Annotated in this window: 22 protein-coding genes; 9 read left to right on the top strand and 13 right to left on the bottom strand. The window is 41.2% G+C overall.

The window, feature by feature from the left end; translation table 11 throughout:
- Positions 1–249: 249 nt before the first annotated feature.
- A complete protein-coding gene (gene smc / locus JW841_03995) occupies positions 250–3,858 on the bottom strand; it encodes a chromosome segregation protein SMC (GenBank protein ID MBN1960084.1) in 3,609 nt (1,202 codons plus the stop codon).
- Positions 3,859–4,091: 233 nt separating this feature from the next.
- Between smc and JW841_03990 the strand changes: the two genes are divergently transcribed.
- Genes JW841_03990 through JW841_03980 form a run of 3 tightly spaced genes read left to right on the top strand, consistent with a single transcriptional unit; the run spans position 4,092 to position 6,936 of the window.
- Entirely contained in the window at positions 4,092–5,231 is a 1,140-nt protein-coding gene (locus tag JW841_03990) for a Re/Si-specific NAD(P)(+) transhydrogenase subunit alpha (protein ID MBN1960083.1), read from the top strand.
- A gap of 8 nt (positions 5,232–5,239) precedes the next feature.
- Positions 5,240–5,539 (top strand): NAD(P) transhydrogenase subunit alpha, encoded by a 300-nt coding sequence (locus JW841_03985; GenBank protein MBN1960082.1) that lies wholly within the window; start codon positions 5,240–5,242, stop codon positions 5,537–5,539.
- 11 nt (positions 5,540–5,550) lie between these two features.
- The gene (locus tag JW841_03980; protein MBN1960081.1) at positions 5,551–6,936 is read left to right on the top strand and encodes an NAD(P)(+) transhydrogenase (Re/Si-specific) subunit beta; all 1,386 of its coding nucleotides are present in this window, start codon (positions 5,551–5,553) and stop codon (positions 6,934–6,936) included.
- A 25-nt stretch (positions 6,937–6,961) separates the two neighbouring features.
- Here the strand turns inward: JW841_03980 and JW841_03975 are convergent, their stop codons facing one another.
- The 6 genes from JW841_03975 to JW841_03950 form a co-directional block, all read right to left on the bottom strand.
- Positions 6,962–7,336, bottom strand: a complete 375-nt coding sequence (locus JW841_03975; GenBank protein MBN1960080.1) for a DUF4388 domain-containing protein — start codon at positions 7,334–7,336, stop codon at positions 6,962–6,964.
- Between the two features lie 1,249 nt (positions 7,337–8,585).
- Entirely contained in the window at positions 8,586–8,984 is a 399-nt protein-coding gene (locus JW841_03970; protein ID MBN1960079.1) for a type II toxin-antitoxin system VapC family toxin, read from the bottom strand.
- Positions 8,981–9,217, bottom strand: coding sequence for a hypothetical protein (locus JW841_03965; GenBank protein MBN1960078.1), 237 nt, complete (start codon positions 9,215–9,217; stop codon positions 8,981–8,983). Before JW841_03965 ends, JW841_03970 begins: the two co-directional genes overlap by 4 nt.
- Positions 9,218–9,315: 98 nt before the next feature.
- The gene (locus JW841_03960) at positions 9,316–9,873 is read right to left on the bottom strand and encodes a YqgE/AlgH family protein (protein MBN1960077.1); all 558 of its coding nucleotides are present in this window, start codon (positions 9,871–9,873) and stop codon (positions 9,316–9,318) included.
- A 54-nt stretch (positions 9,874–9,927) separates the two neighbouring features.
- A complete protein-coding gene (locus tag JW841_03955; protein ID MBN1960076.1) occupies positions 9,928–10,599 on the bottom strand; it encodes a histidine phosphatase family protein in 672 nt (223 codons plus the stop codon).
- Positions 10,596–11,402: a 3-deoxy-manno-octulosonate cytidylyltransferase gene (locus JW841_03950; GenBank protein ID MBN1960075.1), complete on the bottom strand. Its 807-nt coding sequence runs from the start codon at positions 11,400–11,402 to the stop codon at positions 10,596–10,598. Before JW841_03950 ends, JW841_03955 begins: the two co-directional genes overlap by 4 nt.
- A gap of 173 nt (positions 11,403–11,575) precedes the next feature.
- Here JW841_03950 and JW841_03945 point away from each other — a divergent pair, with 173 nt between their 5' ends.
- From JW841_03945 to JW841_03920, 6 genes are all read left to right on the top strand, one after another.
- Positions 11,576–13,489 (top strand): hypothetical protein, encoded by a 1,914-nt coding sequence (locus JW841_03945; GenBank protein ID MBN1960074.1) that lies wholly within the window; start codon positions 11,576–11,578, stop codon positions 13,487–13,489.
- A gap of 163 nt (positions 13,490–13,652) precedes the next feature.
- Positions 13,653–13,997, top strand: coding sequence for a polymer-forming cytoskeletal protein (locus JW841_03940; protein ID MBN1960073.1), 345 nt, complete (start codon positions 13,653–13,655; stop codon positions 13,995–13,997).
- Between the two features lie 59 nt (positions 13,998–14,056).
- Entirely contained in the window at positions 14,057–14,371 is a 315-nt protein-coding gene (locus tag JW841_03935; protein ID MBN1960072.1) for a polymer-forming cytoskeletal protein, read from the top strand.
- Positions 14,372–14,406: 35 nt separating this feature from the next.
- On the top strand, positions 14,407–15,012 hold the full coding sequence (locus JW841_03930) for a polymer-forming cytoskeletal protein (protein MBN1960071.1): 606 nt from the start codon (positions 14,407–14,409) through the stop codon (positions 15,010–15,012).
- A 2-nt stretch (positions 15,013–15,014) separates the two neighbouring features.
- Positions 15,015–15,590, top strand: a complete 576-nt coding sequence (pyrE, locus tag JW841_03925) for an orotate phosphoribosyltransferase (protein ID MBN1960070.1) — start codon at positions 15,015–15,017, stop codon at positions 15,588–15,590.
- 20 nt (positions 15,591–15,610) lie between these two features.
- Positions 15,611–16,285 (top strand): hypothetical protein, encoded by a 675-nt coding sequence (locus JW841_03920; protein ID MBN1960069.1) that lies wholly within the window; start codon positions 15,611–15,613, stop codon positions 16,283–16,285.
- Between the two features lie 6 nt (positions 16,286–16,291).
- On the opposite strand, the gene JW841_03915 is transcribed toward JW841_03920, so the two are convergent.
- From JW841_03915 to mreC, 6 genes are all read right to left on the bottom strand, one after another.
- Positions 16,292–16,600 carry a hypothetical protein gene (locus tag JW841_03915; protein MBN1960068.1) on the bottom strand — a complete coding sequence of 103 codons (309 nt, stop codon included), beginning with the start codon at positions 16,598–16,600 and terminating at the stop codon, positions 16,292–16,294.
- A 40-nt stretch (positions 16,601–16,640) separates the two neighbouring features.
- Positions 16,641–17,066, bottom strand: coding sequence for a hypothetical protein (locus JW841_03910; protein ID MBN1960067.1), 426 nt, complete (start codon positions 17,064–17,066; stop codon positions 16,641–16,643).
- A gap of 70 nt (positions 17,067–17,136) precedes the next feature.
- Positions 17,137–18,765 carry a rod shape-determining protein RodA gene (locus tag JW841_03905; GenBank protein ID MBN1960066.1) on the bottom strand — a complete coding sequence of 543 codons (1,629 nt, stop codon included), beginning with the start codon at positions 18,763–18,765 and terminating at the stop codon, positions 17,137–17,139.
- Positions 18,762–20,861: a penicillin-binding protein 2 gene (mrdA, locus tag JW841_03900; GenBank protein ID MBN1960065.1), complete on the bottom strand. Its 2,100-nt coding sequence runs from the start codon at positions 20,859–20,861 to the stop codon at positions 18,762–18,764. Before mrdA ends, JW841_03905 begins: the two co-directional genes overlap by 4 nt.
- The gene (locus JW841_03895; protein ID MBN1960064.1) at positions 20,852–21,364 is read right to left on the bottom strand and encodes a hypothetical protein; all 513 of its coding nucleotides are present in this window, start codon (positions 21,362–21,364) and stop codon (positions 20,852–20,854) included. Before JW841_03895 ends, mrdA begins: the two co-directional genes overlap by 10 nt.
- Positions 21,361–22,254 (bottom strand): rod shape-determining protein MreC, encoded by an 894-nt coding sequence (gene mreC, locus JW841_03890; protein ID MBN1960063.1) that lies wholly within the window; start codon positions 22,252–22,254, stop codon positions 21,361–21,363. The genes JW841_03895 and mreC overlap by 4 nt, the downstream gene beginning before the upstream one ends.
- Positions 22,255–22,270: the final 16 nt, after the last annotated feature.

Below are 22,270 nucleotides of genomic sequence, written 5' to 3'. Positions count from 1 at the left end.
TCTGATGCCAACTATAACTAGCTGATTTTATGTTGATGAATGTCTTAAAATATGTAGTGTGTCGCATTTTGCGACACTTTTTTTAACGTTTGACACCGTAAATATTGTAAATATTGTAAATATTGCTTTACGCACGAGCGGCAAACTTTCAGAACACGATTCCAAACAAATATTCGAAGTAATATCTAACTTGCTTAACGAGCTAACCAAACCGTAAATTTTAACGGCGAATGATAAGCCATTTTATTCTTAAGCTGCTACTTCACCATTTTGCTGACTGAGATCAACCGAAACTACTTTACTCATACCTGGCTCTTCCATGGTGATGCCATAGAGGCGGTCTGCTTCACTCATCGTCAATTTATTATGGGTAATGACAATAAACTGCGACAGTTTTGATATTTCTTGCAGCATTTGATTAAAACGACCCACGTTAGCTTCATCAAGTGGCGCATCAACTTCGTCAAGCACGCAAAATGGGCTGGGCTTGATTAAAAATATTGAAAATACTAAAGCAGTAGCGGTAAGCGCCTTTTCACCACCAGATAAGAGACCAACATTTTGCAGTTTTTTGCCTGGAGGTTGCGCAATAATATCAACACCAGCTTCAAGAACATCACCGTTTTCAACTAATTCAAGACGTGCTTCACCACCACGGAAAAGTCTTGGAAATACTTGTTGAAACATCTCGTTAACTGCATCAAAGGCGGCACGAAATCGCTCGCGACTTTGGCGATTAATTCGAGTAATTGCACGTTTAAGTGAATCAAGGGCTGATTGTAAGTCATCGCGTTGTTGCACTAAAAACGTATGTCGACCTTCAATCTCGGCGCATTCTTCAATTGCCGTTAAATTAATCGGTCCCATAGCACGAATGGCGCGATCAAGTTCACCTCTACGCGAATCTGCATGTGTACCTGGCAATGATCGCAGATGGTAATCAGTAATAATAGTGGCTAAAACAACATCATAACGTTCGGCTACTTGGTCAATTAAACGCTGACGCTCAAGGTTTAAACGTTGGATTTCCATACGTGTATTCAATAGCTTTTCACGCATAGAATCGAGTTCGTTGCGCTGACTACGCATCTTCTGTTCTACATCACCTATGCCAGCACGTTCGGTTTCATAGCGGCCACGCGCTTCATTAAGTTGGGTATGCAGCATTTGAGTTTGACTGACCAAATCTGACAATTGCTCGCTACCTTGTGTAATTTTTTGCTCTAATTCAGCCGCCGCTACCTCACCCTCGCCCATAGTCACATCATCACGCTCGATACGATTGGCTAATTCTTTATGTGTCGTTGCAAGCCTTTGTACTGTGGCTTTGGCTGCAGCTAGCTTTTCTTCATGAGCTGCCAATTGTACTTTAGCTTCAGTAAGTTCTTCACTTTGGCTATCAATTTTTAACGCCAGAGTACGGCGTTGTTCACTAAGAAAAGCTAACTGAGCTTCACTTTGCTCACGCCCTGCTTCGGCGCTCACCGCTTGCGCCAACACTGTTCGCTCTTCAGTATCAATCTCGGCAAGCTCTTCACATCGTTGGGTTAACTCATAAGCTAATACTTCGAGTCTCTCATTTATAGTGTTGTGTTCTTTTTCAGCCGCTTGTTTGTCTTTTACAATTTGTACACGCTCAAGCTCGCCCTCGTGAATATCTTTATCAAGTTGTTGCACATCAATTTCGAGTTGCAAACGTTGGGTTTCAAGATCTTCTTGTTCGGCTTTGCGTGTTTGATAAACTTGGGTGAGCTGCTCAACTTCTTGTGCAAGTTCACGGATCTCACGGCGTTTTTGCAGCAATCCAGCACCTTCAACCGAGCCACCGGTAATAACCCCACCTATATCAATAACTTCACCACTAATAGTAACTAATATTTTATTGGCTACTCTTTCATCACTAACTCCTGCTGCAAAAAGACGACGAGCGATATCAATATTATCAACAATTAACACTTCACTTAGCAGATAGTCAGCAACTTGCTCATAACCTTCATCTGGAGAGACAAAAGAACGAGCCACACCAAGCACACCTTCAGGTACTGCCATGGCTGACCAGCGCTCTCTTTGTCTTGGCGCTATTGGAATAAAACCGCTTTGACCGCTAGAGGTTTGTTGCAAAAAGGCTATCGCTGCGGCTCCATCATCAATACTATCTACAATAAGATACTGTACACGATTACCCAATGCAGCCTCAATCGCGCGCTCATACTCTGAAGTTACATTGAGTACATCACTAACTAGGGCGCGTATGCCCGCAACAACCGGAGTACCACCTTCTTGCGGTGTCCCATGTTCATCACACGCCCCAAAAATGCTGCGTACACCATCAGAGTATCCTTCAAAACGACGAGCAATTTCTTGCAAAGACTCAAGACGAGAACGTTTAGCGCCTAACTGGTCTCGTAAGTTTTGTAAGAGTGCTTCAAAATGGTCAGTTTCAGCATTAGTTATATTTAATTGCTCACGCAAACCTGCAATTTGCTCATGGTAATTCGTCAAGTCGGTTTGTAGTTGCTCAAATTGTTGCGCTAAAACTTCACAGCGCCGTTGTGTTTCAGCTCGTCTAAGTTGTAAATCTTGTTGTTCAGAGCTTGCGTTTTCAAGTCGGGTTTGCACATCAACACGTTGGCGCTCTAAATTCTTAGCATGCGCTCGACCTTGAGCAGCACCATGTACATGCTCTAAAGCGTCTTTGCGATGCATATCAAGTTCAACATCAAGAGCACTAAGCTCCGTCTGCATTTTTATTAAAGCACTGGCTGCCGCGTTAATCAGCTCACGACTTTTATTCGCTTCTTGTTCATAAGTAACCGTAGCTTGCTGTGCTTCAACACGTTCACTATCAGTATAAGTAAGGCGCACTCGCGCTTCTTCTAAATCGCGACACGCGGTCTGTATCCTCTCTTTGGTTTCAAAAAAACGCGATTTCCAATGTGACAAATCACGCTCAAGCGCTGCAATACGCGCATCCATCTCTGCGGTAGTTTGCTGCGAGGCCATCAATACTCGCTCTTCTTCAGTAAGACGCAAGCGCTCTATTTCTAACCCAGCTTCAGAATTTGCAAAAGCCGCATTTAAATCTTCAATAGTGCTTTCAAGTTGCACTCGTTGTGCCTCTTGAACTTTCTCTAACACTCCCAGATTGAGATATTCTAAACTAGCACCATGTAATTCAAGATCACGCAGCTCTTCACGTAACTCTTTATAACGCTCAGCTTTTCGGGCTTGACGACGCAACGAACCAAGCTGACGTTCAAGCTCGCTAACAATATCATTGACACGACGCAAGTTTTGTTCAGTGGCCTCAAAGCGACGTTCGGCTGCTTTTTTGCGCGCTTTAAATTTGGTAATACTAGCAACTTCTTCAATAAGTGAACGCCGATCTTCAGGACGCGCTGAAACCACAAAGCCAATACGACCCTGCTCAATAATTGAATATGCCCGCGTACCTGCACCGGTGCCTAAGAACAAATCGGTAATATCGCGCAAGCGTGCTGGCACTTTATTTATAATATACTCACTAGAACCATCACGATGTAAGCGCCGCGTAACCGCAATTTCACTAAATACCGCATATTGTGGAGGAGCATTACCATCATTATGAAAGGTTAGCGTAACCTCTGCTATGCCGGTCGGTCCACGCGAATCAGAACCTGCAAAAATAACATCTTGCATGGCCCGACCGCGTAAATGCTTGGCGCTCATCTCACCCATACACCAACGGATGGCATCTACAACATTTGATTTGCCACAACCATTGGGCCCTACTACCCCAGTAATACCATCGCCAAAAGACAACACAACTCGGTCAGCAAAAGATTTAAAGCCATGTATTTCAAGCTTTTTAATTCGCACACGTAACCCCAATATAACGTTACAATACGTTACAATACATTGCTGCAACTAAGCAAGCTTTGTGGTACCAGAGCCATGTTGTACGAGCAATGAACAATTAACAATTGTTTGCAAGTAGACGATCACCGTATGAATACTTCTCTCGCATTTCAATGTGTAACTGATTAAATTGCCAAAGGATATTCAAAAAAAATTTATTTTAAAACCTGTTTTGTTAGGAACATAGGAGTATCATGAAAATCGGGGTCATCAAAGAATCAACACCCGGCGAATTACGTGTCGCAATGGTGCCAGACACCGTAAAGCAAATGCTTAAAATCGGCCATTCATTTTTCATTGAAACTGGGGCAGGACAAATCGCAGGTTATCCTGATACACTTTACACCCAAGCAGGGGCTACACTAGTCAGTCGTCAAGAAGCAGCAAGCGCTGATATTTTGTTACAAGTTAGAGGGCCGAGTGCTAATCCAGCAAATGGTGCGGCCGATTTAGATCTTATGCATGCAAAACAAATTATTGTTGCTCTGCTTGATCCTTTAGGTGCCTCAACTGCAGTAGCCAAGCTTGCTGAGTACCAGCTGACCACTTTTGCCCTTGAGTTGCTGCCACGCATTACTCGTGCCCAATCGATGGATGTGCTTTCATCAATGGCAAATCTGGCTGGCTATAAAGCGGTATTGCTTGCAGCTAATAACGCACCGCGTATTTTCCCCCTAATGATCACTGCCGCAGGTACTTTAAAAGCCGCTAAGGTACTGGTTTTGGGTGCAGGAGTAGCTGGCTTGCAAGCAATTGCCACAGCAAAACGATTAGGCGCAGTAGTTGAAGCTTATGATGTTCGTCCTGAAGTGCGCGAACAAGTATATTCTGTAGGCGGTAAATTTATTGATTTGGCTCTTGATACCAGCAATCTCTCGGATCAAAGCGGTTATGCTAAAGAACAAACTGCCGAGCACTTAGCTAAGCAGCAAGAAGCGCTAGCCCAATATGTTCGCAACGCTGACGTTATTATTACTACCGCCTTAATCCCTGGCAGACGCGCTCCTATACTACTTACTAAAGCAATGATGCAGGGGATGAAACCTGGTGCGATAATAGTTGATCTTGCTGCTGAACAAGGTGGCAATTGTGCATTAACCAAAGCTGGTGAAATTATTTTTATTGATGATGTACAAATAATCGGTCCGTTGAATTTAACTTCATCTATGGCAACCCATGCTAGTCAACTCTATGCTAAAAATATCGCTAATTTCGTACAAAATCTTTGCGACCAACAAGGACAGTTAAATATAAACTTAGACGATCCAATTATAAACAGTACATTGATAACTCGCGATGGCGCGATAGTTAATTCACGTTTAAAACCCCTATGAGGTGCCTTATGTCTGAAGCTGCCTTACAAATCATGGAACTTTATATTTTTGTACTAGCTGGAGTCGTTGGCTATCACATTATTCACCGTGTACCACCGCTACTGCACACACCACTTATGTCTGCTACTAACGCTGTTTCAGCAATATCAGTAGTTGGTGCAATTTTAGTTGCTGGTGGTCATTATGGCCGTATCGCTACCGTGCTCGGCACTATCGCAGTTGCAGCAGCTATGACCAATGTAGTTGGTGGCTTTTTAATTACTGAGCGTATGCTAAAAATGTTTCGTAGTACTAAGCCTAAAATGTAGCAGGTATCTTTATGACACAAACAACTCTCATTGGGCTTACTTATTTTGTTTCCTCTATACTGTTTATATTTGGTTTACGCAGCCTCGGCTCACCACGCACAGCACGACGAGGCATGCATATGGCAGAGATTGGTATGGTGCTTGCCATTACCGGTACCTTACTAAACCATCAAATTATCACCTACGAATGGATCATTATTGGCGGTTTAGCAGGTTCACTGCTCGGCATTATTATAGCGGTATGGACACCAATGACCGCTATGCCACAGCGAACCGCACTATCACATGCTTTTGGCGCTTTAGCTGCCGCCTTAGTTGGTATCGCACACTTTTATGAACACGGCTCTCAACTACATACCATTGAATTAGTTACACTAGATTTTGAAGTAATGTTCGGCAGTCTTACGGTTACTGGCTCTTTAATCGCATTTGCTAAACTACAAACCTGGTTACCTGGACGCCCATTAATATATCGTGGTCAAAATATTTTTAATGTATTATTGTTCTTCACCATTATTGGCATTGCCATTTACGTAATTATTGTACCTACTGCATCTCCTCTTTTTTATGTAATGGTAGGCTTAGCCACCTTATTTGGTATTTTACTGGTATTGCCTATCGGTGCTGCTGATATGCCCGTGGTTATCGCTTTATTAAATTCCTATGCTGGTTTAGCAGCGGCGGCGACCGGCTTTGCCCTGCAAAATAATATTCTTATTGTTGCTGGTGCTCTCGATGGTGCTTCGGGATTTATTTTATCGATAGTTATGTCGCGAGCGATGAATCGTTCTATCACCAATGTATTATTTGGCGCTTTTGGTAAACCAGCAGCAAATACTGAAGTTAGCATGGCTGACAAAAGTTATCGCAGTACCAGCAATGAAGAAGCGGCAACTATTATTGACGCAGCAGAGCGAGTAATTATTGTGCCTGGTTATGGTATGGCTGTATCTCAAGCACAGCATTCGGTTAAAAAACTGGTTGAATTGCTGAGCCATAAAGGTACTAACGTTCGTTTTGCAATTCATCCAGTAGCTGGTCGCATGCCAGGCCACATGAATGTGCTACTTGCCGAAGCTGGGATTGATTATGAATTACTCTTTGACATGGAACAGATTAACGACGATTTTGTAAACACCGATGTTGCCATAATCATCGGTGCTAATGATGTAGTAAATCCTGCAGCACGCAATAATAAAGATAGTCCGATTTATGGCATGCCCATTTTAAATGCAGAGCGTGCGCGTTCAATAATGGTATTAAAGCGTTCGATGCGCCCCGGATTTGCAGGCATTGATAACGAGCTTTTTTATAAATCTAATACCATGATGGTCTTTGGTGACGCACAGAAAACTATTGAAGCTTTAATTACTGAAATTAAAGAACTGCGTTCTTAACTTTTTATACTTTAAAATAATTGCTCTAAGCAGTCTCAATTTGCCGTTTATGACCATTTGAGTGAAAATATTGCAGTAATATCTCAGCCGTGGGTCGCCATATATTGGCGCTCACTTCAGGAATTGCACGCTGAATTAAAGAAAAATCACCATCATTTACCCCTAATAAACACCAGAGTGCCTCTTCGCCTCTAAGCATTTTGTATTCACAACGTATAAGGTGACCGTTTCTAAAAAAGATTACACCAGCATCTAAACTAAAACCGACCCTTACCATGGCAGTTCGGTGAGATTCGTGTAGCCATAATAAAAGATCATAAAGCGGCCAAGTCTCTAATGAACTGACCATACACGAGTCAGGAGCAGTCGATGATGAAACAGAATAGCTTGCGGTTGTCATTTTTGCGACCCTCCAGCAAAGAGATCTTCAGCAAAAGATATGCCATGCTGACACCAACCTATTTTCAATAGGTTGAGTAGCATTATGTGATCTTAGCCACGCATTTTTTGTCACATTTGCTGACGACAATGTCATATTTGTACGTAAGGCCGCATACGCACATTTATGTTGAACCCGGCATAGCATCAACTACTACATCTCCGCTAGCAACAAATTTCATTTAATTTTTGTAACTACTCACCCCCATCCCCAACAAAATAAAAGTACTTTTTGGTTCAATCCAATGCAAAAATAGCATTTTTAGGATCACCAAGGACTCATTAATTTGATCAAACATCTTTTAATGCTAACGCCAGAGAAACAAGAATACCCCCGCGATAAACGCATTAAAGAACTAGAGTATTTATTTGAGCAGGCGCTAGCTCGTATTAAGCAGCTAGAGGCTATAATTACAAAGCAAGAAGCTATAATCACAAACCTTCAATAACAACTGGCCAAAAACAGTAGCAATAGCAGTAAACCTCCTTCATCAGATGGTTTTAATAAACCCAGCACTAAACACAAGATGTCCAGATAACACTTGTCCTCCACGTTAGATCACTGCACTGGCATCGGACGTCAGGCTCTCGAACCAAATGAGCCAACCCGTAGAAACCTTTACCTCTCTTTGCGTTAGTAAGAGTTTGTGTTTAACGATATAGGAGGACAACCGCTCTTCTCGTTGAAATCAAGCGTTGAGAGCATTTCATCAGTGGGTAACCAAATGGAATCTCGACCATTGTTATCGCCATACGCCTAATGCAATTACTTCATAGATATTGATTTTGATATTGGCATTTAATTTAATGCAGTTGTTTTTTTATCGACGTTTAAAGAAAAAGCGTTTTGGCAGAGCGGTAACTGACACTATTTCGCGGTTGGCTCGATCTTGGCCAGCTAGCTGAGCCGGTACCTTGGGATCTGCTCAATGGTGATACGAGTTAAGGAAAAATTGCCACGTGGTGCATTTAACTTAAGCTTGCTGCATTGCGTTGTTGATATAACCATAAAGCTTAAAAAGTAGAGGGATAGACTTGCTTATGATTTTTGCAAGTGGCTCAGTTATTCATTAATTATTTTTATTATAAGGGGCTTTTTTAGGTCCCCTTTTTTTATTACCCATCACGAGTGCCTATAAGAGAAAATTATTTCACGCGCTTATTAAATTCTTTTTTCAGCTTTGGATTATTTGCTTAAAAATTCAACAATTTCATGCAAATAATTCAACACGAGCTTTACATCCTGGTATTGCTGCTAATGCTTTATCTCGAGTAAGAAAAGGTGCATTAATACTCTCGGCTAATGCTAAATAAATAGCATCATAAAAAGTAACGTTATCGCGATATTTAAAAGCGCGCGATAATAAAGGTAAATGTTCATATCGAATTATCGGCATATTTTGTAAATCAGCAAAAGCTAACATTGCTCTTTTATGCGACAATTTGTTTTGGCGCACAAAACGGCGAAGAACCTGACCAACCTCAGCATCTAGCAAATGCGGTGCCATAATTAAAGGAACTTCTTTTATTATTCGGTCATTTATTTTTACAGCAAAAGGCGGTAGTTGCAGAAGAAAATCAATAACAACCGATGTATCAACAACGATCACTTGCGACCTTCGCGTTCTTTGCGCACTGCTGTTACAGAATTAATTGGTTCGTTTATAACTTCGTGGCTTCGCACCCGCTCAATTAAATTTTCTATTGTTGGGCGTTCGGCAATGGCAATAATCTGTTGCAGTAAATAATCAGATAGACTTAAGCCTCTTTTAGCTGCTCGTGCTTTTAAAGTGCGATGAATTGATTGCGGTACATGACGTATTTGAACTAATGTTTCTTGCATGCAGATATGATGTATGCATCGTTACTGCATGTCAAGCAAATAATCTTTCCCAAATAATCTTTCCCAGAATGAGACAATAAATCTATCTTTTAAACACATTAATGCACTGCCCCACTATGCATTAATTGCATAGGGTCAATACCCATTTCGTTAAGTGCAATCTCCCAAACGCTTTCAACTGGGGTATTAAAAATCAATCGTCCATTTGGTTGCCCAAGCAACCATGCTCCAGCAGTTAACTCTTCAGCAAGTTGCCCAGGACCCCAACCGGCATAGCCTAAAAATATACGATATTGTTGCGGTGGTTGCTCAGCCATTAAACGCAGCGATTCAAGTGAATAGCTTAGATTAATATTTTCCATTACTGCTTCGGTTTCAGGTCCTTTATGATCAGAGGCATGCAGAATAAACGCTCGTTCTGTCTGCACTGGGCCGCCTTGATAGACCAAACCAGTACCACTATCTCCCCAGCGCATATCTTGACTGGCACATAAATCGCTTACTTTTAAATCGGTTGGTCGATTAATCATCAAACCCATTGAACCATTGTCGTTATGGTCAACAATGAAGACCACCGCCCGCATGAAGTTTGGATCTCCAAGTTGCGGCATCGCGATAAGAAATGCAGGAGCAGCTAACTCCGTTCTTACAGTCATAAGTCTAAGGATAACCTCTCCTGGCACTTAAAAGCCAGAGCGCCTAGAAAAAACTTAGTGAACAGCGGTATTCCACTCAATAAGACGCCAATAACCGGTATCATAAACCAATTTACAAAAATTTCCGGTTTTAATTCTTAAACGTTCAGTCACTTGTAAATTCTGCATCTGTGCATCAAGTAAAGCATTAAAATAATATAAACTACCTTGGCTACCTACAGCGATTACTACATCATTATCATTATATCGTTCGATAATATCATTGGTAAAACCAATAATATTATTTTTTACTTCAATTTCAGTGATACGCCAATTATGGGGAGGGAAATTATGAAAAACACGTTGTTGTTGCCATGCTTGCCATGCATCTAGGCCAAATTTGGCGATTATTTCATTATGCTCACCATCAGTTGTCAATCCTGCCCAATCTCCATAATCAAGTTCAAGCAGACGTTCATCGCGATACAACGAAATTTCAAATTTATGCTGATTGAAAAAATATTCTCGAATAATAGAAGCAAACTCCCAAGTGCGTAGCAAATGGCTTGCGTATATTGCTGTCGGGTGTGAAGCGACTTTTTCAAGATATTGCGCAAATGCACGTGCTTGTGCCCTACCGCTAGCAACTAATGGTATATTTTGATTACAGCCTGCCATAAACACCCTTTTGCCGCCCTCTTGATCATCACCAAAAGTGTTACCATGACGAACGATATATAAAATCATGCGATCTCACCTTCGCGCGCAATTATGGCTTCAGCGCGCTTAATATCTTCTGGCGAATCAATGCCCGACATTCCGCTTCGCCCATGATAATTTACTTCGTGCAAACGAATAGAAATACCGTTTTCAAGAAAACGCAGTTGTTCAAGCTCTTCGATGACTTCGTAATCTCCTCTAGGTAAACTGCTAAAACGCTGCAATGCCGCGTAACGGTAACCATAAATCCCAATGTGACGTAACACTGGAGATTTCTCACTATCACTGGCAAATCGTTTATAACGTACTAACGGAATTATGTTTTTTGAAAACCAAATTGCATTGTTATTCTTATCTCTAATTACACAGGTACCTGAAAATGGAGTTATGGCCTTATTTTTTTGCAATAGCTCTAATTCAGCCCAGCTAAGTGCCACACATGGAGTAATAACTTTGATGTTAGTATCGCGCTGAGCTTGTTCAATTAATGCCCGAATAAACCATGGAGGTGCTAATGGGTTATCACCCTGCATATTAACAACAAAATCAGGTGGGTTAGTTAATTGTTGTGCTGCGGCAAATGCCCGATCACTACCTGTACGGCATGATGCAGGAGTTATAACACAAGCAATATTACGATCGCCACAAAAGTCTGCCACGCGTTCATCTTCAGTAGCTACCACGACCTGAATATTAAAAAAATCTTTAATTGCTGCTTGTGCAATAGCGAAAACACGCTCAATTAATGTCTTTCCGGCTATAGTAATTAGCGGCTTGCCTGATAAACGCGATGAGTTGTATCTAGCTGGAATTATTAACGCAACTTGCATGCCATTCTCATAAAACCGTTTGTCACCTTAACTGATTTTTCACCTACTAAGATCTATTGATTAAAACCCTATTGAACAAATACAAGCTGTGTATCACTTATCGATCATGAGCCAATGATGCAATACACCGCTTTTTTACGCTAAAAGCTATTTGCAATCATTAAAGATGGACAATGAAGAAGGCAAAAACAAAAAATAAAAGCACCTCCTCGCAGGAATTAACTCTTGCTGATATTCCTGAACGCAACCGTTTACGCCAGTTGCAGAGCGTGCTTAATCAACGTCGCGATCAAATTGCAGAATTAGATCTTGAAATCGAAACCTTGCGAGAACAACTTTTAGATTTTGAGAGTGCTTATCAAAGTCGTTTAGCTATAGAAAACTTGGATCTTACCCGCATTGAGCAACTAGTACGATATTATGAGCGTTGGAGTGATTTATTACAAGAAGCTCCAAATGAAACAATCGAAAAACATTATCAAAAGCTAGCTGCCCGGCGCAATCATGAGTTAGCCCAAAGTCAAACGCGTTTAAACCAAAATATTAAAAACGCTAAGCAAGCAAAAACATCGTCAACAAATATTAATATTGAAAACGACGATACAAAATCTCAAGCTTTGGCAACAACCTTACGCAACTCTGATGACCGTTTAAAAATTGCCTATCGTTCTTTAGCTAGGCGATATCACCCTGATTTAGCTACCATAGAAAGCGATCGCGTACGCTTTAGTGAAATAATGGCGCGCATTAATTCGCTATATCATGATGGCGATATTGCTCGCTTAGAAGCTATGGCCGAGCAAGCTAAAGGGGGTGAAGTTGATGAATCAGAACTCGACATTTCAACTCAGCTTGAAACATTAGAACAGCGCCAAGAATGGTTCGATATGGTGCTAGCTAATCTACAAAACGAGCGCCAAGAGATTGAAAGCACACCAACATGTGAATTGATGCGTAATACTATACAAGCTGCTTCAGTTGGTTGTGATTTGATTCTTGAGATAAAAAACGAAATGCGTGAGCGCGTTGAAAAATCTTACGCCTATGTGGCAAATGCCACTCACGAGTTGGAGTTAGAAGTGGAGAATTTCAACCGTAAAAATTCTGGTGATAACGTACTAAGCACCCGTCAGATTGACGCTTTAGAACAACGTTATGATCCTTTTGCTGATAAGCGCCTTGTCAGATTAGGCCTTGAAGAATTACGCGATCTGCAAGTCAGCTCAGAAGCCAAAGCTTTAGCAGCTAAACTTGAAGAACAACTTAATACTAACCGTAGTATGTTGCGTCTTTTATTGTTGACTTATGTTGCTGAATTATCACCTTTTCCGTTGCCAGGATTAGAATCTTACGATGATATAGCTTTACGTTTTAAAATTCTTAATAAAAAAGATCAACTTGCAGATAGCCTTGAAAAAACACTAGTATTAGCCGATCAATATGTCGAATTCGGTATTAAAAAAGCCAGCGAAAAAGTAGTCCATTTAGGCTTGCGCTTTCGTTTTGACCTAATTCGCGAAGCTGTACCCATTCTTTTACGCTCCATCCCTATGCGCCGTGAATTCAAAAAAGTGCTTGGAATACTTGGCGATCGCGAAAAATGTTCATCCTGCAGCAAAAATGTATTTACCGTACCATTATTTCGTACCCATGGACTCGATGATTTACGGTCACTATTGTGCCCGGCTTGCGGCCATACCTTACGTAGTTATTGGATGCCAAAAGGCAAAGACGTGCAAGCGGTGCTTAATTCAGCATTTTTAGATTTTGAAATAATTAAAGAATGGTCGTTTCATTTAGGTCGCGGTGGTTTTGGGATCCAACTTTTGCCATTACAGGCTGACACTATAACCGTCGGCGAACTTAAAGAACGTATCTTTAATGACATTTTTAAACGCTACGAGCTTGAAATCGCTCTTGAACATGTTTTCTTAGCTCAAAATGATGAAATAATTGATGACCAACAAATGCTTATCGATCTTGATGATAATACTTTTATCATACTTTTTGATGACGAAGCGAAATTACGAGAAACTGATGCATGGGAATTACTGCGATATCGGGTTAGCAATCGTTTTCGAGCTTAATTTTGACTTTATCTCCCATCCCCCTACATCTTTTAATCTATCCAAAAAGTAACATAGTACGATAAATAGTACGTGCAATCGATATAACAAGTGTCGATATAATTGACTCGCGACCCGATGTTGGTTACCGTCGCCGTGATGTTATCGCTTTTGGGAGGTTTAGATGGCTGATAATGAGACAGCCTGTATTATTGGCAAGGGTATTCAAATTCGTGGCAACCTCTCGGGCTCAGGCGATTTAATCGTCGAAGGCCGCGTCGAAGGTCATGTCTCGCTACAAGATCATATCACCGTTGATGATAGTGGCATCGTAGTAGCCGATATCGAAACGCGTGAACTTACGGTCAATGGCAACATGAGTGGCAACATTGATGCTTCGCAGAGAGTGTCTATTTCGAGCACAGCCACTGTTGTTGGTGATGTACGCGCCCCGCGAGTTGTCATTGAAGATGGCGCTCGTTTCCGTGGTAATATCGAAATGGATGTACCACTGCCACCAGACATTTAGAACAAGTTTTTTAAATGTACGAATAAGCAAAGGACCGCATAAAAGGAGATATTGGCATCATGGCGAACACCGTAATTGGCAGCTCCATCGTGATTGATGGTGAAATAACTGGTGACGAAGATCTCGTTATTCAAGGCACCGTTAAAGGTAAAATTCAATTACGTGAGAGCCTCTATGTTGAAGCTTCAGGTGTTGTAGAGGCTGATATCGAGACTCAAAACGTTGACATTTCTGGACAAGTCACTGGTAACATCACGGCCACTGATAAGGTCGAGCTGAAAACCCAATGTCGTGTTGTTGGCGATATTAAGGCGCCACGCATCCTTATTGCCGACGGTGCTTCATTCAAGGGCAACGTCGACATGGATGTTTAAGTGTGTCTAAGTACCAACACGCGAGAGGATAATCCATGGTAGATAATGACACGTCCACCGTCATCGGTGAGTCGATTCTCATTAATGGTAATTTACAAGGCGATGAGGATCTCACCGTTTTAGGTCGGGTTGAAGGCACTGTTAACCTGACTAAAACTTTAAATGTTGAAGAATCTGGTATCGTTAAAGCAAACATTTCGGTTCGCAACGCAATTATTAGTGGCGTAGTAGTTGGCAATATCAATGCCACTGAAAGTGTTGAAATTACCGAAGTAGGCAGAATGGTTGGCGATATAAAGGCACCGCGTGTAATTATTGTGGATGGTGCTCGTTATCGAGGCGCAGTCGACATGGGAGATCTCGAAAGTCCTCGCTCCAGTGTAGCTTCGTCATCACCACGTAATGAACGAGCTTTGGTATCACGTCCGGTATCAACAACACCGCGTATGTCTATACCTTCGGCCCCAATACGACGTCCTAGTCCACCACCAGCGCCCGCGCCCGCGCCCGCGCCCGCGCCAATACCAAGACGTAGCGAGCCCAGTAAACCAATGATTACACCGACCCCAGTTCCAGCAACAGCTCCGGTGGTCATGGGGGCAAAAAAAATTAAAAAGAAGGTAGTCTCTAAGAAGAAGTGATAATGGCCAAGTTGTCTGTTGAATCGGCCCGTTCGCGCTTGCTTGATCTTTTTAAAGAGCTTTCATGGCGACGTGGTTTAGTAACATTAGCTTCTGGCAAGCAAAGTGACTTTTATATTGACGGACGGCAGACCGCACTTCATGCTGAGGGTTCTTGTTTAATTGGTGAGTTGATTTTTTCTCATATCCAAACTTTACGAGCTAAAAATATTCGTATTGATGGTGTAGGTGGCATGACTTTGGGTGCTGACCCGATCGCCACTGCAACCTCAATTATTAGCTGGCAAAGTGGTGCGCCTGTTCATGCATTTATTATTCGTAAAGAACTAAAGGCCCATGGTACAGCTTCCTGGGTAGAAGGCACACGCAATCTCCCTAAAAACTCACCAGTTTTAATTGTTGAAGACACAGTTACTACCGGTGGTTCAACACGTAAAGCAGTTGATCGTGCACGTGAAAGTAGCTTAGCACCAGTAGCAATATTTAGTCTTGTTGATCGTAATGAAGGTGGACGTGAAGCGTTGCGTGCAACTGGTATTCCGTATACTTCGCTATTTACCCGTGATGATTTTACTTAAACACTTGGAGATTTTAACAAGTGCGCTCTTTTGGTTTATGGCCTTTGCTTAGCACTTGGTTTTTATTGGCATCCTGCAGCAGTACTCCACTAGCATCTTTGTATGGTCAGCAACAAAATATAACAGCAAAGGATTACCGAACAATACTAACTCGTTGGACACGTTCAGATCGTGTTTATCGTAATTTTGATACTAAAATATTTGTAACTGCTACTTTGCATGCACCTGAGTTTCGTCGCGCGTTTGCTTTGGCTTTTCCTGAAATTTATGGACATGGCGGTACCATAACCAAACGTGAACTGGTAACGCTTACTGGCGATGTAGAACAATTTCACAATTTTTTTATAGCTGTATACACGCCTGATGATAAATGGAATGACCTCGATCAAGCAGATTCTATTTGGCATCTTTCTTTAATTGGCTCGAACGATAAAGTTGCTGTCGATCCCGCGAGCATCGAGCCTATAAAAATAGATGCAAATTTGCGCGAAGTTTACCCCTATATTACAAAATTTGATAAAGCCTATTTGGTGCGCTTTCCACTTACAGACGCAATGCATCAACTAGTATTAGAACCACAGAGTACTAGTGCGACGTTACGTATTGCTAGCGCTATTGGGGTAGCTGAATTGCAATGGAAACTCATTTCGCCTTTAAGTAAAAATGAACCAAGCAATAAAGTTATAACAGATTAAAATTAACTAATTGCCAAGTTCGGTAGCAGAACAGCTATATGATTCACCAAGCAGCTTAACCTTGCCATCAGCTTCTAAAGTTTCTTTAATAACCACACGGTCGGCATTCATGGTTCCAGCTTTGTTGCGAATAATAATTTCTGCCTTTTCTTTTGAGGCGGCAGTAGCATCAACATTGCTAATTGGCTGGCAGCTACTAAGTTCATCAGCAGAATCTAAAAGCTTAACTCTTGAACCTTCTAATGATAGTTTTGGACCACAGGCAAAAAGAAAAACACTTGCTGCAAGAAATAGGATTGATGAGATTTTTTTCATAAAATGCTTTTTACATGTAACTCGACTTAGATGCTATTTATTATTGTAAATTCTTTAATAAAAAATCGGCGAGTAATTCTGAATCACTTTTATCATCTTCGAAAATTGATGGAGAATTGCTTTCAGTACTTGGAGTCGCCTCGATTTTTATATGGTCATTAAAAATTGGTTCATCTTGCAATATTCCTACATAACCTTCTTCACACTCATAGCCAGTGTCACCCGAAATAATAGTACCTGTGTAATGTTCAACTTTCAGTGAGTTTAATTCGTTAATTGTTATTATTTTACCAATCAATTGTAATTGGTCTTGCCCATCTATTAATGATAATACACGCACCGCTGGCGCTAATTTATGACTACGCTGCTCTGCTAAACTTGTAAGAATATCGTTTTCGAAGGTTGCTTCGCCTTGCTCAACGAAACCTTCAAGTTGTGACTGCGATATAAACAATCTTTCGCTCACGCCAGTACCCTCTGAAAATAATTGTTACATAGTTTAAACCAAATAACTAGAAATATCTCGCAGTTACAACTTAATGTACCCTTCGTCGCCAGTGAACATTTAGCAAAATACCTACTGCTAACATAACAGTTACTACTGAGGTACCACCGTATGAAAATAGCGGCAGAGTAATACCCACGACTGGAAACAAACCAATCACCATGCTCATATTTATCAAAGCTTGCCATAAAATAATAGCAGTCGCTCCAGCAGCTAACAAACCACCATAATGCTCTCTGGCATCAGCAGCTATTGAGAATCCAAAAAAAGCTACTAATAAATAAAGCACTACTAATAATGAACTGCCTAAAAACCCTTGTTCTTCACCCCATACACTAAAAGCAAAATCGGTATGTTGTTCAGGCAAAAATGATAACTGTGTTTGCGTACCGCCTTTATGCCCTTTACCAGTCCATTGTCCTGAGCCAACCGCAATCATTGATTGCACAGCGTTCCATCCCGCGCCTTGTTTATCATGCTCAGGATCCATAAAAGTAATAACGCGTCTCTTTTGATAATCTTTAAGGATCCCCGCCCAGCCAATAGTGGCAATCACAATGCCAAATATCCCTAAAATAACTAATGAACGCAGACGAATACCAACTATTAACATGATACTAGCTGATATTAAAATAACTATTCCTGCCGTACCAAGATCGGGTTGAACTAAAATAAGAAGAGGTGGCACAAACATAAGATCTACAGGTGCAACTACCATATCAATAATATTAGTTACCCCATGTCGCAGGTGCAATAACGCGGCAAGTAGATAAATTGCTGCGGCAATCACCAAAATTACACGTAGGGTATAGCCTGGGTTTGGTTTGGCATACTGACCTAAAGGAGCTGCATTTTTAACTAAATTTAATACTATTACACTTAGTGGATCACGCAACCATGGCGATTTCCAATACCAAATTGTTAGTATTACCAACAGCATCCCAATCACCGATGTTAATGTAATTAATCGCTTACGACGCGTGGGTGGCCAGGGATTTAACAAAGCGTCACTACGTTCTCTCCTAATAATTAGAATAATTGTAAAAGCGACTGCGCTGGCGATACTAAATAGAATAAAAATACGAAACCATAGTAGGTCGCCTGCTTCTTTAGGATTCACGCCAATAGTACTACGCAAAAATCTGGCAAGTTGACCCAGTGGATCAGTTAGCCAAAGATTTTTCCAGCCGATTATTAACGCCGCTATTACTGCTAATGGGCGTGAAAGATTAAATGGGCGCACTAATGAACCAATAGTATAACCGTCAGGCATAATACGAGTATGAAAGTATCGTGATAGACAAAAAACTGCAGCGAGCTTAGCAAATTCACTCGGCTGAAAATTAACTGGTCCTATGCGCAGCCAGCGTACCGCTCCTTTAGCATGATGACCCTGACCAAGTACTGCAAGTAACAAAAATATTATTATGGTAAAAAATGGATAAGCCAAGCGTTCGGTAAAACGGTAATCAAGAAATAAAAAAAATGCGGCGACAATCGCACCAATGCCCATCCACATTGCTTGCATTGCATATAATTGTGAATCTCGCGCCGCAGCCGCCGAGTGTAAATTATAAACACCAAGTAAAGCAATTAAAACAACGGTAATTACTAAAGGCCAATGTAATTCTGATAAACGCAGTTGTCCGTGAGGTTTCATGGTCTGCTATCACTCATAGTTGCTATTGGTTTTGATTTTGCAGCCGCTTTGATTTCAAAATAGGCATCTATAATGGCCACGGCTATGGGCTCTGATTGCGAACCACCATGTCCAGAATGCTCATTCAATACTGCAACCACTAATTCAGAATTTTCGAAAGGAGCATAAGCAACAAACCAAGCATGGTCACGTTGAAAATAATCCATATCTTCTGCCTTAAGACGATTAGCACCTAAACGCACAACCTGCGCAGTACCAGTTTTTCCTGCCATGCTAATAACCTTTGAACGATGCCAATAACCCGTGCCACTTGGAGACTCTACTACAGAAACCAACCCTTGATTCACTGCATTGATATCTTCTTTAGAGACTTTAAGCTTTTCAATTACATTTGGTATAAATGACTGCATTAACATAGGTGGATTTCCAGCCACTTGCGAGTGCACTAATGATTGTAAAGCTTCAACTGATCGCATACCTGCATCATTCAACGGTGCACCTTCAAATAATCCATTATTTTCTTTTGGATCTCGCCAAGTAGCTGATTGCCGTAAAAAGCGGTAATTTACACGAAAATCCGCAGTTTCAATACGCTCGACAAACTGCGGCTTATAAATTGTACCGCCATTAGCTATTGCAGAATATGCTATAGCCTGTTGCAAGGGTGTCACTAATAAGGACCCCTGTCCAATTGCAGTGTTAATAACCATTCCGCGTTGATAACCACCAGTTTTGGCATCAACACGATCATGATATTTTTCATCAGGCACCAAACCGGGTTTTTCATTTGGTAAGTCAATACCACTGCATCTACCGTACCCAAGGTGGCGTGCCATATCGGCCAATTGGTTAATACCTAAACGTGCTCCTAAAGTATAAAAATAGACATCACAAGAAACCTTAAGAGCATCATTAATATCTACAGATCCATGACCACTCTCTTTGTGGCAACGCCAAACATGATTCCCCATACGATAGTGCCCAGGACAAAAAATATGCTCTTTAGTACTGACTACTTGATGTTGCAAAGCTGCTAGTGCCGTAACTATTTTAAATGTTGATCCGGGAGCATATTGACCTTGAATTGGACGATTTAGCCATGGTTTGAGTGGATCATTATCAATACGGTTTTTTTCTTCTTTAGCCATCGCACTAACTATAAGATTGGGATCATAGCTAGGTAGTGAAACATAGGCTCTTATGGCGCCATTACGAGGATCAAGAGCTACCACTGCACCAGCTTTTCCATGAAATGCAGCTTCAGCTCGTTGCTGCAACTCAATATCGATAGTTAAATAAATGTTATGTCCAGGTGTAGGTTCAACACGTCGAAAGTCACCTAAAAATTGTTCAAAAAAGTCATCCTGTTGACGACGACCCTTAGCATCGACAACTACTTTTTCATAGCCATCTATTCCACGCAGAACATCTTCATAAGTACGCTCAATCCCCGAGCGACCAATATAATCACCAAGCTTATATTTTTTGGGATTGCCTTGTCTTCGTTCTTGCTCCAGTGATTGCGGGTCTATCTCATTTACATATCCAAGTAAGTGTGCCGCTGTTGCTCCATAATGATAAGTGCGACGTTTTGCTTCTACGATATCAACACCATCTAGTAAAAACACTGAGCGTTCAGCTTCAATCGCTTCAACTTGTTCTGCATTAAGATCGCGGTAAACCACGATAGGTAAAAAACGCTCAGCCGCTTTTATACTAAATACCTGTTCCTTAATATTATTACTTTCAGATTCTTCAAGTCTTAATAATTGTACAACTCTTGCTATTGTAGCTTCAGCATTAGCGCGCTTTCCTAAAAATGCTGGTGTTACTTGCAAGTCAAATGATGGTCGATTGTCAACAATTATTCGACCATAACGGTCGTAAATTATTCCACGGTCATGTGGTATAACTACTTCTTGTACAAAATTTCGCTCACCTTTACTCGCTAACTCTTCTCCGCGTATTACCTGAAGTGTGTATAAACGTAATAGAATAACAACAAACGCTATTGCCGTTGCTATCATTGCCACAATAAATCGAGGACGAAGACTACGATTTACCGCTTGAGTTGATAGTAGGCTGATTAATGCCACGATAACTCCTCGTGTTGTTGAGCGTAGAGTTTACGTTCAACAAACATCAACAGTGGCCTTACTATTAAAGCAAGCATTGCAGTAACTAGCGCTGATGGTAATAAAATCGAAGTAACCCAACTAGAAAATCCAACTGCGTTACCAAAAATATTAATAATAATATAAAGCAATAAGTGGTATAGCATAACGATTCCACCGCAAGTTAAAGCAAAAAAACGTGGACCGTTACCAGCTAGGTTTCCTACGGTAAGGTAAACAAATAATGCACATATTGTTAGCGCCATTTCATGTAAGCCTATCGGTGCTAATGCTTGTTGCCCTTCAAAATATCCAATAATAGTTGCAGTAATAATAACCGGAATAATTTCTCTGCGAATGGCGATAAACACTACAATAACAACAGAAATATCAGGCAATAAATGGCCGATAGTAAAACGCGATCCGAGGGCAGTTATGATTGTCATAATTAGCCAGCCAATCATCGCATAAATTAAAATATTCATTTACCTTCGCCGACCGCCGATATGTTTGTTTCTTTAGCAGGAGTGTCGATTAAGGGGCCCCAACTATCTGATACTTCAGGATCATCTTCAAACGTAGTATTACTACTAAAGTTACTAGTGATAACTAACACCTCTTCGATTCTGCTGAAATCAACGCTGGGTTTTAATTGAGCGCTTTGATAGAGACCAAAAGCGCCACGTTTGACACCCATAACTGTTCCAATGGTTAAACCCTTCGGAAACGTAGTGCCAACACCGCTGGTAACGATGGTATCACCAGGTTCGATATCCGCTGAACGTGCCAATGCTTCAACATTTATACTTAATTGACTATCATCGCCATTGCCACGAATGCGGGCACGCACACGAGTTCTGCGCACTAAAACATCAGTTGAACTATTTGCATCAACAAGTAATATTACATCAGACCAAGACTCATTAGCGATTGCAATACGGCCAATTACACCATCATAATTTACCACTGCAGCGCCTACTTTAACTCCGTCTTTTAAACCACGATCAATTCGCAAAGAGCGAAACATTGGTGTCGGTGAAACTGCCACTACTTTGGCATATAGCATTTGCAATTGTGGCACTTTTTGTCGTAACCCTAACAATGCGCGTAGGCGTATATTTTCTAATCGTTGCTCTTTTACAACAGCTAACTCTCTTTTTAACTTTGCATTTTCGATACGCAAGTTATCATTGTCTTTTTGTACACTTATAAGGTTGATATAACTATGCCACAGATAATTAGTGCCATCTAATGTTGCAACAGTCAGCCACTGAATTGGTCCTGAAACAAAAACCAACACTCGATCAAATGGGTTTTGTTCACGGGGATTTTTTGCATTAGACACGTATAGCAGCAGCGGTAACGCCAAAACCAACAGGGCGACTATGGCA

The organism is Deltaproteobacteria bacterium (assembly GCA_016931625.1).
In the GTDB taxonomy this organism is placed as follows: Bacteria; Myxococcota; XYA12-FULL-58-9; order XYA12-FULL-58-9; family JAFGEK01; genus JAFGEK01.
The sequence above is the reverse complement of the archived record's forward strand: the minus strand, read 5'-3'. Positions and strand labels throughout refer to the sequence as shown.